The sequence below is a fragment of the Luteibacter sp. P1_D3 genome (assembly GCF_056406135.1).
Genome location: NZ_JBFUAT010000026.1, coordinates 19,915 through 34,926, shown reverse-complemented (window position 1 = coordinate 34,926; position 15,012 = coordinate 19,915). Strand labels below are relative to the sequence as shown.

The 15,012-nt window shown below is 67.0% G+C and carries 12 protein-coding genes; 4 read left to right on the top strand and 8 right to left on the bottom strand.

The annotated features are described in order from the left end of the window. Window positions 1-23 precede the first annotated feature (23 nt). Both AC1DYM_RS16295 and AC1DYM_RS16290 read left to right on the top strand, forming a co-directional pair. A complete protein-coding gene (locus AC1DYM_RS16295; protein ID WP_046969477.1) occupies window positions 24-2,099 on the top strand; it encodes a carbon starvation CstA family protein in 2,076 nt (691 codons plus the stop codon). 10 nt (window positions 2,100-2,109) lie between these two features. After that, on the top strand, window positions 2,110-2,316 hold the full coding sequence (locus AC1DYM_RS16290) for a YbdD/YjiX family protein (protein ID WP_477340061.1): 207 nt from the start codon (window positions 2,110-2,112) through the stop codon (window positions 2,314-2,316). 4 nt (window positions 2,317-2,320) lie between these two features. Here the strand turns inward: AC1DYM_RS16290 and AC1DYM_RS16285 are convergent, their stop codons facing one another. Continuing rightward, the gene (locus AC1DYM_RS16285; RefSeq protein WP_477340059.1) at window positions 2,321-3,037 is read right to left on the bottom strand and encodes a FadR/GntR family transcriptional regulator; all 717 of its coding nucleotides are present in this window, start codon (window positions 3,035-3,037) and stop codon (window positions 2,321-2,323) included. Window positions 3,038-3,171: 134 nt separating this feature from the next. Between AC1DYM_RS16285 and AC1DYM_RS16280 the strand changes: the two genes are divergently transcribed. Next, a complete protein-coding gene (locus AC1DYM_RS16280) occupies window positions 3,172-4,314 on the top strand; it encodes an aldose epimerase family protein (RefSeq protein WP_477340057.1) in 1,143 nt (380 codons plus the stop codon). Window positions 4,315-4,324: 10 nt separating this feature from the next. Here AC1DYM_RS16280 and AC1DYM_RS16275 read toward each other — a convergent pair whose 3' ends face one another. The 6 genes from AC1DYM_RS16275 to AC1DYM_RS16250 form a co-directional block, all read right to left on the bottom strand. Continuing rightward, window positions 4,325-5,230 carry a DMT family transporter gene (locus AC1DYM_RS16275; protein ID WP_477340055.1) on the bottom strand — a complete coding sequence of 302 codons (906 nt, stop codon included), beginning with the start codon at window positions 5,228-5,230 and terminating at the stop codon, window positions 4,325-4,327. Beyond that, on the bottom strand, window positions 5,227-6,087 hold the full coding sequence (locus tag AC1DYM_RS16270) for a glycosyltransferase family 2 protein (protein WP_477340053.1): 861 nt from the start codon (window positions 6,085-6,087) through the stop codon (window positions 5,227-5,229). Before AC1DYM_RS16270 ends, AC1DYM_RS16275 begins: the two co-directional genes overlap by 4 nt. A gap of 16 nt (window positions 6,088-6,103) precedes the next feature. Beyond that, window positions 6,104-9,967, bottom strand: a complete 3,864-nt coding sequence (gene purL, locus AC1DYM_RS16265; RefSeq protein ID WP_477340116.1) for a phosphoribosylformylglycinamidine synthase — start codon at window positions 9,965-9,967, stop codon at window positions 6,104-6,106. Between the two features lie 149 nt (window positions 9,968-10,116). Beyond that, window positions 10,117-10,866, bottom strand: a complete 750-nt coding sequence (locus AC1DYM_RS16260) for a DsbC family protein (RefSeq protein WP_477340051.1) — start codon at window positions 10,864-10,866, stop codon at window positions 10,117-10,119. Window positions 10,867-10,956: 90 nt separating this feature from the next. Further along, window positions 10,957-11,886, bottom strand: coding sequence for a site-specific tyrosine recombinase XerD (gene xerD, locus AC1DYM_RS16255; RefSeq protein WP_477340049.1), 930 nt, complete (start codon window positions 11,884-11,886; stop codon window positions 10,957-10,959). Window positions 11,887-11,916: 30 nt separating this feature from the next. Beyond that, window positions 11,917-12,270: a hypothetical protein gene (locus AC1DYM_RS16250; protein WP_477340047.1), complete on the bottom strand. Its 354-nt coding sequence runs from the start codon at window positions 12,268-12,270 to the stop codon at window positions 11,917-11,919. A 201-nt stretch (window positions 12,271-12,471) separates the two neighbouring features. On the opposite strand from AC1DYM_RS16250, the gene AC1DYM_RS16245 reads away from it, so the two are divergent. Next, window positions 12,472-12,960, top strand: coding sequence for an RDD family protein (locus AC1DYM_RS16245; RefSeq protein ID WP_477340045.1), 489 nt, complete (start codon window positions 12,472-12,474; stop codon window positions 12,958-12,960). Here the strand turns inward: AC1DYM_RS16245 and AC1DYM_RS16240 are convergent. Next, a complete protein-coding gene (locus AC1DYM_RS16240) occupies window positions 12,953-14,971 on the bottom strand; it encodes a hypothetical protein (RefSeq protein ID WP_477340043.1) in 2,019 nt (672 codons plus the stop codon). The genes AC1DYM_RS16245 and AC1DYM_RS16240 overlap by 8 nt on opposite strands. Between the last annotated feature and the right edge of the window lie 41 nt (window positions 14,972-15,012).

The window sequence follows — 15,012 nt, the reverse complement described above, 5'->3', positions numbered from 1 at the left end:
ATCCGCGAGGGGAGTCGAAGACCATGCACAGTGCCATCCCGAAACCGAGCCCCGCAGGGAAGATCCTGTGGGCCGCCATCGCCATCGTCGGCGCCTGGTGCCTGGGTGTCGTCGCCCTGCGACGAGACGAACCGATCAACGCCATCTGGCTGGTCACCGCGTCCATCGCGGTCTTCCTCATCGGCTACCGTTTCTATAGCCGGATGATCGCCACGGGCGTTCTCCAGTTGGACCCGTCGCGTGCCACGCCAGCCGTCCTGCGCAATGACGGGCTCGACTATGTCCCCACCGATCGCTGGGTGGTCTTCGGCCATCACTTCGCCGCCATCGCCGGCGCAGGCCCCCTGGTTGGCCCCGTCCTTGCTGCCCAGATGGGCTACCTGCCCGGCACTCTGTGGATCCTCGTCGGCGTCGTCTTCGCCGGTGCCGTGCAGGATTTCATGATCCTCGGGCTCTCGCTTCGCCGCGACGGCCGCTCCCTGGGCCACATGCTGCGTGAGGAGCTGGGCGAAGTGCCCGGTGTCATCGCCATGGTCGGCGTACTGGTGCTGATGATGATCGTGCTGGCGGTACTGGCCCTGGTCGTGGTCAAGGCCCTCACCCACAGCCCCTGGGGAACCTTCACCGTCGCCGCGACCATTCCGATCGCGCTGCTGATGGGGGTATACCTGCGTTATATCCGGCCCGGCCGCATCCTCGAGGTCTCGATCATCGGGTTGGTGCTGCTCCTGGCCTCGATCTGGTACGGCAAGACCGTCAACGACACGCCGGCCATGGCCGTCCTGTTCGACTTCGACGCGAAGGCCCTGGCGTGGCTGCTGATCGGCTACGGCTTTTTCGCCTCGGTACTGCCGGTGTGGTTGTTGCTTGCCCCGCGCGACTACCTGTCCACCTTCCTCAAGATCGGCACCATCGCCCTGCTCGCCCTGGCCATCTTCCTGGCCGCGCCGACCCTGCAGATGCCGGCGGTGACCAAGTTCATCGACGGCACCGGCCCGGTCTTTGCCGGCAACCTGTTCCCCTTCCTGTTCATCACCATCGCCTGCGGTGCGGTCTCCGGCTGGCATTCGATCATCGCCTCGGGCACGACGCCCAAGCTGCTCGCCAACGAGGGCGAGGCACGCATGGTCGGTTACGGCGGCATGCTGATGGAGGCCTTCGTCGCCATCATGGCGCTGATCGCCGCATCGTCCCTGCATCCCGGCGTCTACTTCGCGATGAACTCCCCCGGCGCGCTCGTCGGCACGACCGTCGAACAGGCCGCGCAGACCATCAGCACCTGGGGCTTCCTGGTCACGCCGCAGGAGCTGACCGAGACGGCGAAGAACATCGGCGAAGGGACCATCCTCGGTCGCGCCGGCGGCGCCCCGACCTTGGCGGTCGGTATGGCCCAGTTGCTTCACGGCATCCTGCCCGGCGAGGGCATGATGGCCATGTGGTACCACTACGCCATCCTGTTCGAAGCCCTCTTCATCCTGACCACGGTAGACGCCGGCACACGGGTCGGCCGCTTCATGATCCAGGAGCTGGCCGGCATGGCCTACGCCCCCCTCAAGGAGACCAAGTCCTGGGTGAGCAACATCATCGCCACGGTGATCTGTGTCGGCCTGTGGGGTTATTTCCTCTACCAGGGTGCCGTCGATCCGCTGGGTGGCATCAACACCTTGTGGCCACTGTTCGGCATCGCCAACCAGATGCTCGCCGCGATCGCGCTGATGCTCGCCACCCTGGTCACGGTGAAACTCAAGCGCGAGCGTTACGTGCTGGTGCCCGGCCTGCCCGCCGCGTGGCTGGTGATCTGTACGCTCACCGCAGCGGGGCAAAAGCTCTTCGATGACAAGATCAGCTTCACCGCCGCCGCGCAGAAATACGCCGACGCCATGGCATCGGGCAAGTTGCTCGCGCCGGCGAAGACAGCCGAGGAGATGCAGCGCATCGTGACCAACAACCGGGTCGACATGGTTCTCACCGGCCTGTTCATGCTGCTCGTGCTGACCATGCTGTTCTTCTCGCTACGCGCCATTGCCCGCGCCTGGCGCGCCAACCATCCGACCGCGCACGAAGAACCGTACGTCGCGCTGTCGAGCGTCGCATCGTGAGGAACCGGTCATGAATACGACAGCAGGGTCAGGCCTGCGCGGACTGTGGAGGTGGGCGGTGCAGACCGCCCGCCTCTGCTGCGGCGTGCCGGATTACGACGTCTACGTGAATCACCTCCGCGAGCATCATCCCGAACGGAAGATCCCGAGCTACGGTGAGTTCTTCCGCGAGCGGCAGGAAGCGAGGTATCGAGGCACCGGCGGACGCTGTTGCTGAACCGTCAGGTGCGGCGCTTGCCCGTGCCCTTGCGCATGTTCGCCCGCGAGTCCGCGATCATCGTGCGCATGGCGATGGCGGCCTCGTTGGGCCGGCGGCGACGGATCGCCTCATAAACCGCGCGATGATGCGGCAACGAGTACTTGAAGTTTTTCGCCGTGCGCGCCGACATCACGAAATACGTGGCCAACGCCGTCTCGACCACCGAGAACAGCGAGCTGAGGAGCTCATTGTTGGTCGCGGCCAGGACGGCGTCGTGGAAACCCAGGTCGGCTGCGGCCCAGGCATCGAGGTCGGGGGCATCTTCCATCGCGTCGAGTGCGGCGCCGATCGCCACCAGCTGTTCCGGTGAACGACGGCGGGCCGCCGCCATGACGGCGGCCGGCTCGATGATCTCGCGCATTTCGACCAGCTTCTCGACGAAATCTTCCGTCGGCATCGCGGCGCAGCGCCAGGACAGCACGTCCGCATCGAGGTGATTCCAGTGCGCGGGATCGCGCACGCGCATCCCGGTCTTCTGCCGGGTCTCGATCAGTCCCTTGGCCGCGAGCACCTTCAGGGCCTCGCGCAGGACGGTCCGGCTGACCGACATCTGTTCGGCCAGCTGCGACTCACCCGGCAGCGATTCGCCTGGGCGAAGCACGCCACTGACGATCGATTCGCCGATTTCTTCGATGACGCGCGCATGCAGATTGCGCGCTCCCCCTGTCTTCAAAGCCATGGACGTTCCAATACGGGACGAAACGAGAGGCCTATCCTAGCCGACTTGGCCGCCGGGACGATGACGCACCGCAACTTGTCATTTGTCTGACAAATATGATCTTGTCAGCGGGTTGATGGCAACCGGAGTGAATGATGAGAAAGTTCGGAACGGGTTTGGCCACCGCGATCCTGCTGGCCAGTGCGACGGCCGCGACGGCCGGTGAAGCGTCAAAAGCTTCGTTTGGCAGTACGCCCGACGGCAAGGACGTGACCCTGGTCACGCTGACCAATGGCCACGGCGTCACCGCAAAAATCCTCTCCCTCGGCGCAGCGCTTTACGCACTCGACGTACCGGACAGAAACGGCAAGCCCGGCGATATCGTGCTCGGCTACCCGGACCTGAAAGGCACCTTCGCCATGCCGCAGTACTTCGGCGACACGGTGGGCCGATATGCCAACCGCATCGCCAAGGGCAAGTTCACCCTCGACGGCAAGCAGTACAACGTGCCCGTCAACAACGGACCCAACTCGCTGCACGGCGGCAAGGTCGGCTTCGACAAGGTGATCTGGAACGTCGACAAGGTCGAGTCCGGCGCGACACCCAGTGTCACCCTGACGTATGTGAGTCCCGACGGGGACCAGGGCTATCCCGGCAAGCTCACGGCCACGGCGACCTACTCGCTCAACGACAAGAACGAACTGACCATCGCGTACTCCGCGACCACGGATGCACCGACGATCGTCAACATCACCAACCACACGTACTGGAATCTGGCAGGCGAAGGCTCCGGCAGCGTGATGGACCAGAAACTGATGATCGCCGGCGACGCCTATCTGCCCACCGACGCCACCGCGATTCCCACCGGCGAGATCCGCAACGTAGCGGGTACCGATTTCGATTTCCGCAAAGCCAAGCCCATCGGCAAGAACGTCCGCGATGCGAAGGAAGAGCAGATCGTTTTCGGTCGCGGCTATGACCACAACTGGGTGATTTCCCGCAAGGAAGCCGCGGCACCGCGTGAGGTCGCGCGGGTGAGCGATCCGAAGTCGGGCCGCGTGCTGTCGTTGTGGTCGGCGCAGCCCGGCCTGCAGTTCTACTCGGGCAACTTCCTCGACGGCACCAGCTCGGGCAAGGCGGGCGGCGTGTATCGGCAGGGCGACGCCTTCGCGCTGGAACCGCAGATCTTTCCCGATACGCCGAACCATCCGGACTTCGGCTCGGCACGGCTGGAACCGGGCAAGACCTACCGCAACGTCATGACCTACAAGTTCTCGACCGACAAGGGCGCCAAGTAGGGCCCGCGCCTCACACCTCGTGATGCAGCGCTTCCGCCGGCTTCTTGCGGCGGAAGCGTGGTGCGAGCTCCACCATGTACATCGCGGCGAGCACGAGCGCTCCACCGCCGACCATGCGCACCGTCAGCACGTCCACGCCAAGCAGCACGGCAAAACCCGCCGCAAAAACCGGCTCGGTCGTCATGACGATCGCCGCGCGCGTCGCCGGCATGTGCGCCTGCGCCCAGGTCTGCACCAGCATCGCGAACGCCCCGGCGACCAAGGCCATGTAGAGCACGGCGATCCAGGCCTTGGTATCCGGCGGCAGTGCGGGCCCATGGTGCGGCAGGGTCGCCAGCAAGCAGACCGTCGCGATACCCACCATCTGTACGGCGGACATGCCGAAGGCGTCGCCCGCTTTCGACCAATGGCCCAAGCCGACGATATGCAAGGCATAGAGCGCGGCGGACGCGAGGGTAAGCAGGACACCAAGATCGACCTCGAACCCATTCAGCGCCAGGACGCCCAGCCCGACCATCGCCAGGCCTACCGCGACCCAGGTACTGACCGGCATCCGCTGGCGAAAGATCAGCAAGGCGAGGATCGGCGTGATCACCACGTACATGCCCGTGACGAAGCCGCTGACGCTCGGCGACGTGAGCGCGAGACCTTCGGTCTGCAGCCACTGTGCCAGCCCGTAGAGCACGCCCAGCGCGAGGCCACGCACGAGCTGTGCCCTGCTCAGGCGCCAGACCGGCCGGGCGAACAGGACCAGCATGACAGCCGCGGCGATCGTGAAGCGCACCGCAAGGAAGTCGGTGACCGACATGCGGCCGACGACGTCCTTGATCAGGACGAAGGTGGAACCCCAGATGGCGGTGACAGCAAGCAGGCCGAGCGTGGCGGGTCCGCTCTCGCGCGATGCCGTACCGCTCACCGGCGGCGGCGCCGGGCGAGCTGGCCCGGGATCTTCAGGAGAAAGTGCGACCAGATGCCCAACCAGACAATCGCCCGGACCAGCGCGTTGCGTGCCGCGGGATCGTGCCGGCGGAACCACAGGTACATGCTGCGATGCTTGTGCCGGCTGACGAAGATGGGCCGATGACGGCTCGAGCCGCCCTTGCCGTGCAGCACGCGGACATCGCCGGCGAGCAGTACGTGATAGCCGCCGTCGCGGGCGCGCCGGCAGAGATCCATGTCCTCGCAATGGAGGAAGAAGGTTTCGTCGAAGCCACCGAGCCGATCGAACACCGCACGCGGCATCAGCACGATAGCACCCGAGACGATCTCCACGTCCTCGGCGCCATTCGGCATCGGGCCCTCGATATCGATCCCGTGGTCTCCCCGCCGGCCGAGCATCGTGCTCAGCGAGCGGCGCAGCAACGGGTCGCGCCGGCGCGACGCGGGGTCGGGATGACCGGCGCTGTCGCAGACGACGGCACCGACGATGCCCGTATGGACGTCCATGTGCGCGGCCATGCGCGCGATAGTGTCCGGTTCGACCAGGCAATCGGGATTGAGGACCAGCAGCCGATCGCCGTGGGCCTGGGCCGCACCGCGATTCACGGCCGGCCCGAAGCCGAGGTTGGCCCGGTTGTAAATCACGCGAACGCGGTTGTCGTCGGCATAGGCGCGATCGAGTGCTTCGGGGATGCCATCGGCCGACCCGTTGTCGACGATGACGACCTCGACGGGCACGTCGCTGGCGAGCGCGTGATCCACGCACTCGCGCGTAAACGGCCCGCTGTCGGCGAGCACGATGACGATGCTGGTAAGACCCGCGTTAGTCGTCACCGAACCGTTACTCCGTTCAGCCCACCCACACGCGCGCATTGCGGAACATGCGCATCCACGGCGAATCCTCGCCCCAGTTCTCCGGGTGCCAGCTCAGCTGCGCCGTCCGGAACACGCGCTCCGGGTGCGGCATCATGATGGTGACGCGACCGTCGGCAGCGGTGAACGCCGCCAGGCCGCCTGGCGAACCGTTCGGATTGAGCGGATAGCTCTCCGTGGGCTTGCCGCGATTGTCAACGAACCGTGCGGAGCCGTGGCTCTTCGACGGACTGCATACGTTCGGGAAGTACACCCTGCCCTCGCCATGCGCAACGGCGACGGGGATGCGCGAACCGGTCATACCGCGGAAGAACACGCTGGACGAATCGAGGATCTCGAGCGTGGCCAGGCGCGCTTCATACTGCTCCGACTGGTTGCGCAGGAACTGCGGCCAGTGCTTCGCGTCCGGGATGATGTCCTTCAGCTGCGACATCATCTGGCAGCCGTTGCATACGCCGAGGGCGAACTTGGTGCCGTCCTCGAAGAAGCGCGCGAACTGCTCACGCAGCGCGTCGTTGTAAAGGATCGAAGTGGCCCAGCCGCGACCCGCGCCGAGCACGTCACCGTAGGAGAAACCGCCGCAGGCCGCGAAGCCACGGAAATCCTTCAGGTGATGACGACCCGTGGCGAGATCGGACATGTGCACGTCGACCGCGTCGAAACCGGCGCGACTGAACGCCGCCGCCATTTCGACCTGGCCGTTGACGCCCTGCTCGCGCAGGATCGCAACGCGCGGACGCACGCCGGTGTTGATGTACGGTGCCGCGATGTCTTCCGCCGGATCGAAGGTGAGCTTCGGAGAGATGCCCGGATCGGCGTCGTCAAGCCGCCAGTGGTTCTCCTGCTCGGCACTCTGCGGGTTATCGCGCAGGCCCTGCATGGCATAGCTGGTTTCGTTCCAGGCCCGGAACAGTTCGGTGAAGTTCCACTTGAACGCCGTCTCGCCGTTGAGGTGGAGCTTGATGCCGAGCTTTTCCTTCGGACGACCCACGTGATGCGTCATGCCGGCAAGGTTGTACTTCACCAGCAGCTGTTCGAAGGCCTCACGATTGGCCGCAGCGATCTGCACGACCGCGCCGAGCTCTTCGTTGAACAGGGCCCGCAAGGTGGCATCGGCCCAGCCGTCCAGACGCAGCTCGAGACCGCAGCGGCCGGCGAACGCCATTTCCAGCAGGGTGACGATGGCACCGCCATCGGAGCGATCGTGATAGGCCAGCAACAGGCCCAGCGCATTCGCTTCCTGGATGAGTTCGAACATCGCACGAAGGCGCTTCGGGTCGTCCAGGTCCGGCGGCACGCCGCCAGCACGGTTGAACACCTGGGTGAGCGCCGAACCGCCGAGGCGATCGCGACCGGCACCGAGGTCGATCAACCACAGCTCGCTATCGCCGCGATCGAGCTTGATCTGCGGTGTCAGCGTGCGACGGACATCGTCGACACGGGCGAAACCGGTGATGACCAGCGACACGGGCGAAACCGTCTTCTGTGCCTTGCCGGTGTCGTCGGTCCACACCGTCTGCATGGACAGTGAGTCCTTGCCGACCGGGATCGAGATATCGAGCGTCGGGCACAGCTCCATGCCGACGGCCTTGACCGCGTCGAACAATGCAGCGTCTTCGCCGGGGTGGTTGACGGCGGCCATCCAGTTGGCGGACAGGCGCACTTCGTCGAGCTTCAGCGAAGCGGCGGCCATGTTGGTGATGGCTTCACCCACCGCCATGCGTGCCGCGTCGGCACTGTTGAGCAGGGCGATCGGCGCCCGTTCGGCCATGGCCATGGCTTCGCCGGTGTAGCCGTCGAAGTCGGTCATGGTCACGGCCACGTCGGCCACCGGCACCTGCCACGGCCCGACCATCGGGTCGCGCGCGTTGAGGCCGCCGACGGTGCGATCGCCGATGGTGATGAGGAAGTTCTTGCTACCGACGGCCGGCAGGCGCAGGACGCGCATCAGCGCTTCGTCCATGCCGATACCGGTGAGGTCGGCCACGAGGTCCACGCGCGGCTTCACGCGCACGGCATCGCGGTGCATGCGCGGCGGCTTGCCGAACAGCACGTCCATGCCCAGGTCGATCACGGTGATGTCGCGGCGCGGATCCTTGACGATGAGGCGCGGTTCCGCGGTGGCGTCGCCGACCACGGCATACGGGCAGCGCTCGCGTGCGCAGAAGGCTTCGAACAGCGGGAGGTCTTCCGCGCCGATCGCCAGCACATAGCGCTCCTGCGATTCGTTGCTCCACACCTGCATCGGCGACAGCGTGGGGTCGTCGCACGGCAAGGCGGAGAGATCGATGATGCCGCCGACACCGGCGTCGTTGAGGATCTCGGGAATGGCGTTGGACACACCACCGGCACCGACGTCGTGGATGCTGACGATGGGGTTCTCGTCGCCACGCGCCCAACAGCTGTCGATCACCTGCTGGCAGCGGCGCTCCATCTCGGCGTTATCGCGCTGCACCGAGGCGAAATCGAGCTCAGCGCTGGAGGTACCCGACGAGACCGACGACGCGGCACCACCGCCCAGGCCGATCAGCATGGCCGGGCCGCCGAGCACGATGACCTTGTCGCCCGGACGGACCTTGCGCTTCTGGACATGGTCCGGACGGATAGCCGCGAGACCACCGGCGATCATGATCGGCTTGTCGTAACCGCGACGGACACCCTTGTCGCCGGTCTCCTGCTCGAACGTGCGGAAGTAACCACCCAGCGCGGGACGACCGAATTCGTTGTTGAACGCGGCGGCACCAAGCGGGCCATCGCGCATGATTTCGAACGCCGACGCCATGCGCGGCGGCAGCGGGCGATCTTTTTCCCAGGGCCGCGGCAGGCCCGGGATGCGCAGGTGCGACACCGAGAAACCGGTGAGGCCGGCCTTCGGCTTGCCACCGCGACCGGTGGCGCCCTCATCGCGGATTTCGCCGCCAGCGCCCGTCGCGGCGCCAGGCCACGGGGCGATCGCCGTCGGGTGGTTATGCGTCTCGACCTTGATCGCGTACGGCGCGGATTCGGCCACCGTGCGGAACACACCATCGCTGGGGTCGACGAAGAGGCGATTGCCCTCGTAACCCTCGATCACCGCCGCGTTGTCGTGATACGCGGACAAGGTATGCGCCGGGGAATGCTGGTGGGTGTTCTTGATCATGCCGAACAGGGAGTTTTCCTGCGTCTGGCCGTCGAGCGTCCAGGTCGCGTTGAACACCTTGTGCCGGCAGTGCTCCGAGTTGGCCTGGGCGAACATCATCAGCTCGGCGTCGGTCGGCGCACGGCCCATCTCGGCATAGCGATCGGCGAGATAGTCGATTTCGTCGTCGGCGAGCGCGAGGCCCAGCTGCTGGTTCGCCGCGGAAAGCGCGGCGCGCGGATCGGCGCCCAGTTCCACATGGCCTAGCGGACCCGGCTCACCGACGAGGAACAGGCCGGAGGCATCCGCCAGCGAAGCCAGCGGCGACTGCACCATGGGATCGCAGAACGCCCCCATGATGGCGGCGTAGCTGGGGTCGCTGGGATCCGGCATGCCGGTGACTCGCCACGCGGTACCGCGCTCGACCCGGCGCACGTCGAAACCGGCGCCATGGAGGATGTCGGTGGCCTTGCTGGACCAGGGCGAAATCGTGCCCAGGCGCGGCACGACCCAGAAGGTGGCCTCGTCCGGGGTGCCCGGCTTCGCTTCGAGCACCGACAGCAGACGCGCGCGCGCCTCGCCTTCCGGTGCGACGGCGACGTCGACGAAATAGGTGAACCAGGCGGCCTGGACGCGCGTGCCGTGATGCAGGGCATCCAGGTGCGCGTTCAGTCGTTCGAGGCGAAACGGTGAGAGGGCGCTCTGCCCGTCGAGTGCGATCATGCGGGGGAAAAGGCGCTGCAGGAAAACGCCCATTCTACATGATGTTGCGCGGCAGCATCGGGGTGACGCATCGCCGCTGAAGCGGCTCCCACACAGGGCATGGCCTGCCTCGGGCCTGTGGGAGCCGCTTCAGCGGCGATCCGGGTGGCTCAGCCGTTACGGGCGGAGCCCGCCGGGGCGTTCAGGGCCTTCACCATCTGCTCGGGCGTAAGGTAGCCCCCGATCACGTCACCGCTTTCATTGACGATGGTCGGGGTGCCGTTCACGCCAAGACGCTCGCCGAGCTCGAATTCGTCCTTGACCGGGTTGGCGCAGCTGGCGGTCTTTACCGCGGCGCCGGTCATGGCCGAGTCGAAGGCGCTCTTGCGGTCCGCGGCACACCAGACCGAGACGGCCTTGGTGTATGACGGGGTGTCGTTGCCCGCCGTGGTCTTGACGCCTTCGCGCGGCCAGAACACGTACTCGACCGCGATGCCCTGCTTGTTGAGTTCCTTGATCTGCGAGTGCAGCTGGCGGCAGAACCCACAGTCCACGTCGGTGAAGACGGTGATCGTGTGCTTCGGATTGGCCGGCGAGTAGACCAGCCGCTGGGACTCGGGCACCTTTGCCAGCTCGGCCTTGCGCATACCGGACCAGGCGGCGGCGCTCAGGTCGGTCTTTTTCTGCAGATCGACCAGGTTGCCGTTGAGCATGTAGTGGCCGTCTGCGCTCACGTAGACCATGCGGCCCGACGCGACCACCTGGTAGTAGCCGGGAATCGGCGCGGGCGCGATGCTCTGCACCTCGATGCCGGGGCCGATTCCTTCGACGGCGGCGCGCACGGCGGCCTGGTCGTCGGCAGCGCTGGCCGTCATGGCGAACGTGCCAGCCAGGAGGGCCGGGAAAATCTTCTTGAACATAGCGGACTCCAATCTGCTACCGGGGGAGAAGCGGGGCAGGTGTTGGAACACGCGCCGCGCCATCGGTTCCCCCGATTGTGCCATGGCCACTCAGCCGCGAGGGTGATGCTGGGCGTGAAGCCGCTTCAGGCCTTCCTTCGCCACCAGGGTGTAGATCTGCGTCGTACTGAGCGAGCTATGGCCCAGCAGCATCTGCAGGGCACGCAGATCAGCTCCATGGTTGAGCAGGTGGGTGGCGAACGAATGCCGGAGCACGTGCGGTGAGACGCGGCTGGCCGGGATGCCCACCTGCATGGCGTAGCGCTTCACCAGGGTCCAGAACATCTGCCGGGTCATCCCATCGCCCCGTCGGGAAAGGAATAGCGCCGCCGGCTGGCCGTGTCCCTTGGCGAGCTGCGGCCGGGCCTCGCGCAGGTAGGTCTCCACATGGCTGAGCGCCTCCTCGCCTACCGGTACGAGCCGGTCCTTGCCGCCCTTGCCGGTGACACGCAGCACGCCTTGCCGCGTATTGAGGCCGGCAAGCGGCAACTCGACGAGTTCCGACACCCGCAAGCCCGACGAGTACATCAATTCCAGCATCGCCCGATCGCGCTGACCGAGTGGCCCCGTCAGATCCGGCGCGACGATCAGCGCCTCGATCTCACGCTCGGCCAGGGCCTTGGGCAGGCTTCGTGGCATCCGCGGACGCTGCATGAGCAAGGTGGGATCCTCACGCGCGCCATCGTCCCGGGCCAGCTGCGCGAAGAAGCGGCGAAATGCCGATTGCCTTCGCGCCATGCTGCGCACCGCGACGGGCTGGCTGCCGTGATACGCGGAAAGGTCCTCGCGCCCGGCCGTTGCGAGCGAGCGTCCGCGTGTGCCGAGCCAGCGCGCCAGCCCTTGCAGGTCCTGGCGGTACGCTTCGAGCGTGCGATCGGCCAGGCCGTCCTCGGCCCAGATGCGCTCGATGAAGCGCTCGATGAGGCGGGCATCATCGACGGCAAGTTCGGCGGCAGGCGATGTTTCGGAGGGGGCATGCATGCGTGGATGGTCGCATGCGGGGTCCTCACCTCAAAGTCGCTGGATGCTCGACTGGAACCCTGCGACGACATAGCCGAGCTCGTGCTCGACGCCATCCTTGAGCGCCTCACGCTGGTCGGCCGGAAGTTTCGCCTTGCGAGCCTCGATCGCGACACGCTGCATGCCCTCCACCACGGCATCCGCCTGGGAAAGTAACGCCACCACCGCCTTGGCCAGCGGCGTCGCCGACTCCGCATTCGCCGACACGCCGGTCACTGCGCCGATGTGCTGGTCGGCCTGGTCGCGAATGGTCTGCGACTCGATCGGGGACGTCGAGCCATCGCCGTCGATTTGCCGGAGGTAGGCATCGAGCGCTGGGTTGGATGACTTCAGGATCAGGCTCATGGCGGCGCTCCGTGCGGTTGTCCAGGGTCATGCCAGCGTAGGCACCGAACACCGAAAGGGTCAACGGAGCCGATCGGGAAGAAACGCGATGAAAGCCAACGATGGCGGGCCATCGGGGCCGAAATGACGCCACGAATGACCGACGCCGCCAGGCTGTCGTCGCCCGTCTACAATGCAGCGTCGCCACCGCCCCGGAATCGCATGACCCCGACCTCGCCCGCGCCTGCCTGGCGACGCTTCGCCGCCATCGTCTACGACGCACTCGCGGTGGTCGCCATCGTCATGGTCGTCGGGTTGCTCGCGCAGATGGCGACCGGTGGTCGGCTGTTCGACGAACACGGCCACATGCTCACGTGGTGGTACCAGCCGCTGCAGGGCGTCGTGGTCGGTGCCTATTTCCTGCTGTCCTGGGTGCGTGGCGGGCAGACGCTTGGCATGCGGCCGTGGCGCATCCGCGTCACCGATGCGGAAGGCGCGCCCGTGACCTGGATGCGAGCCCTGGTGCGCCTCATCGTCGCCGCCCTGCCCCTCGCTCTTGTCCTGGTCTATCCGCTGACCTCACTGAAGGCCGCGCTCTGGGCGCCGGTGATCGGCTGGCTCGTTTTGTTGCTGCCTGCGTGGTTCGATCGGCGTCGCCGGGCCATCCACGACATGATCGCCGGCACCGAAATCCAACGTCTGCCTACTTGAACTGATCGCTGGCTGGCACCCACGAACCGCTCGCTGCCTTCGGCGCGGGCACGTTGATCTTGATCGAGGCTTCGCAGCCCGGCGGCAGCGGACCGCCGGCAATGCGCGCGGCCGTGCAGTAAGCGGTGTTGTCCAGCGCGACAGGCGCCGCCGCCACCGTCGCCGCATTCGCCGGCGGCAGGTTCTCGGCCAGCGGTTTGGCCGGGGCCATGGTCTGGTTTTTCACGGTGGCGTCGGCATTTGCCGGCGCGGGCGGACCATCGCCACCGCTGCAGCCCAGGCTGAAGATCGAGATGGCGTTCATCGCGGCGCTCGCGTTCTTCGCGCCGGCCGTGCCGGGCCCCGCCGTGCAGTTGAGGCGGATACCACGCGGCAATGGCACGGCGAAATGCGCTGTGCTGGCTTCGACGCCATGGCGGAGTGCCGTGTCCACGCTCGACTCGCCCTTCGGCGTCCACGCGCCGTCGAAGCGCGTCGGCTTGTAGTCCACGTGGAAATGCGGGCCGTTCTGCACGGTCACGTTGCCGCGCGGCTTCAGTTCCGTATACGCGCCCACTTGACCCGTTTTGTCACCCTGCCCTCCCACCACGCCGTCGCTACGGTTCGAGGTGCCATTCGCGCCGGTCAGCCGGTCGCCTTCATCGACACCCTTGGCGGCGCCCGGCTTGCCGGACTCCTGCGCAGCGCCTGGCGTGTTCGAGCCGGCGACGTTGGCGTCGCCCGGCGATGCCTTGCCGGCAGGCTGCCCCAGGACGGCCTCGGCCACCTGGTTCTGGCCCTGTTTGCCCTCGGTCGCGGCGGCCTGAGCGGCAGCGGCCTCACCCGTCGCCGTATCACCGGGCGCCTGACCCGGTGCCGAGGGCGCCGTGTCGGCACCGGCGACCGGACGCTGCATCTCCCCCGGCGACACCGAGGGCGCCTGCACGGACGGCCGATCGACAGTAGCGACCGGGGCCGACACGGACGGCTTCGCCACGGCATCGGGTAGCGGGACGGCCTCGAGCTCCGCCTCGGCCCCGACGGCAGGCGCCTGCACGGTCTGCACCGTTTGTGCCGAGACTTTCGGCGGCACGGGACGCGTATCGACGGTCAGATCCGGTGTCGGCGCCGCAGGCTCGGGCGCGACCTGCGGCAACGGCACGTCCTGCGGGGTCGGCGGCGCCGAGCTCTCCTCGACCTCGGGACGCGGGACGGTGGCCAGCGTCATCGCCTGGGTCGGTACCGGCGTCGTGCGTTCCGCCGTGATCGTGGGCGGCGTCGGCGTCACGGTCATCTGCGATGCCGGTGTCGGCGGAATATCCAGCGAGGCAGGCGGCGGCATGGCTTCCGACCCTTCTTCCTGCGGTCGGCGCACCGGCTCGGGCTGGAAGGTCGGCGGCACGACCTGCGGCTTTGGCGTATCGACGGCAAGATCGGGCGGCGACGGGGTCGGCAGCGGCACTTTCTCGAGATCACGCTGCGGTGGCGGTGCCTTGGGCTGAACCACCGGGCGCTCGGCCACGGCCGCCACGCTCGGTGGCGGCGCGACGGGTTTCGGCGCCGGTTTGACCTTGGGCGCCGGGACCGCGGGTGCCGCGACGGCCGGACGGGACGGCGTCTTCGTCGCCGCGACGGCGGCCGCATGCGACCCGCGCGCCGCGCGGCTGGCCTTGGTGTCCCACGTGGTCGTGTGCTTCACCTTGGCCACCGGCGCCGTCGACGGCGTACCGCGCGCGGGCGGCACCGGCGGAGGCGGCTTGTCGAGCAGGCGCACCTGCAGGGCATCCGGCGTGTCCGGCTCCGGTGGCGCTGGCAGCACGTTGTACGCCGGGCCGAGGATCATCCCGAACAGGAAGACCAGGTGGATGAGCAGGGTGCCGACCCAGCCGGCAATACGCCGTCCGCTCGCGCGCGGCTTCTCACGCAGGAGACGTCGATAGACGAGCGCACGCATGGCCGCCTCGCGAGGCGAGACGGGCAGCGAATTCGCGGCGATCGATGGATCGCTGTCCGGCGGGCGAGGGGTCTGCATGGACGGTTAGTGTCCATGCTGCGGGCGCCGCAGACAATCGC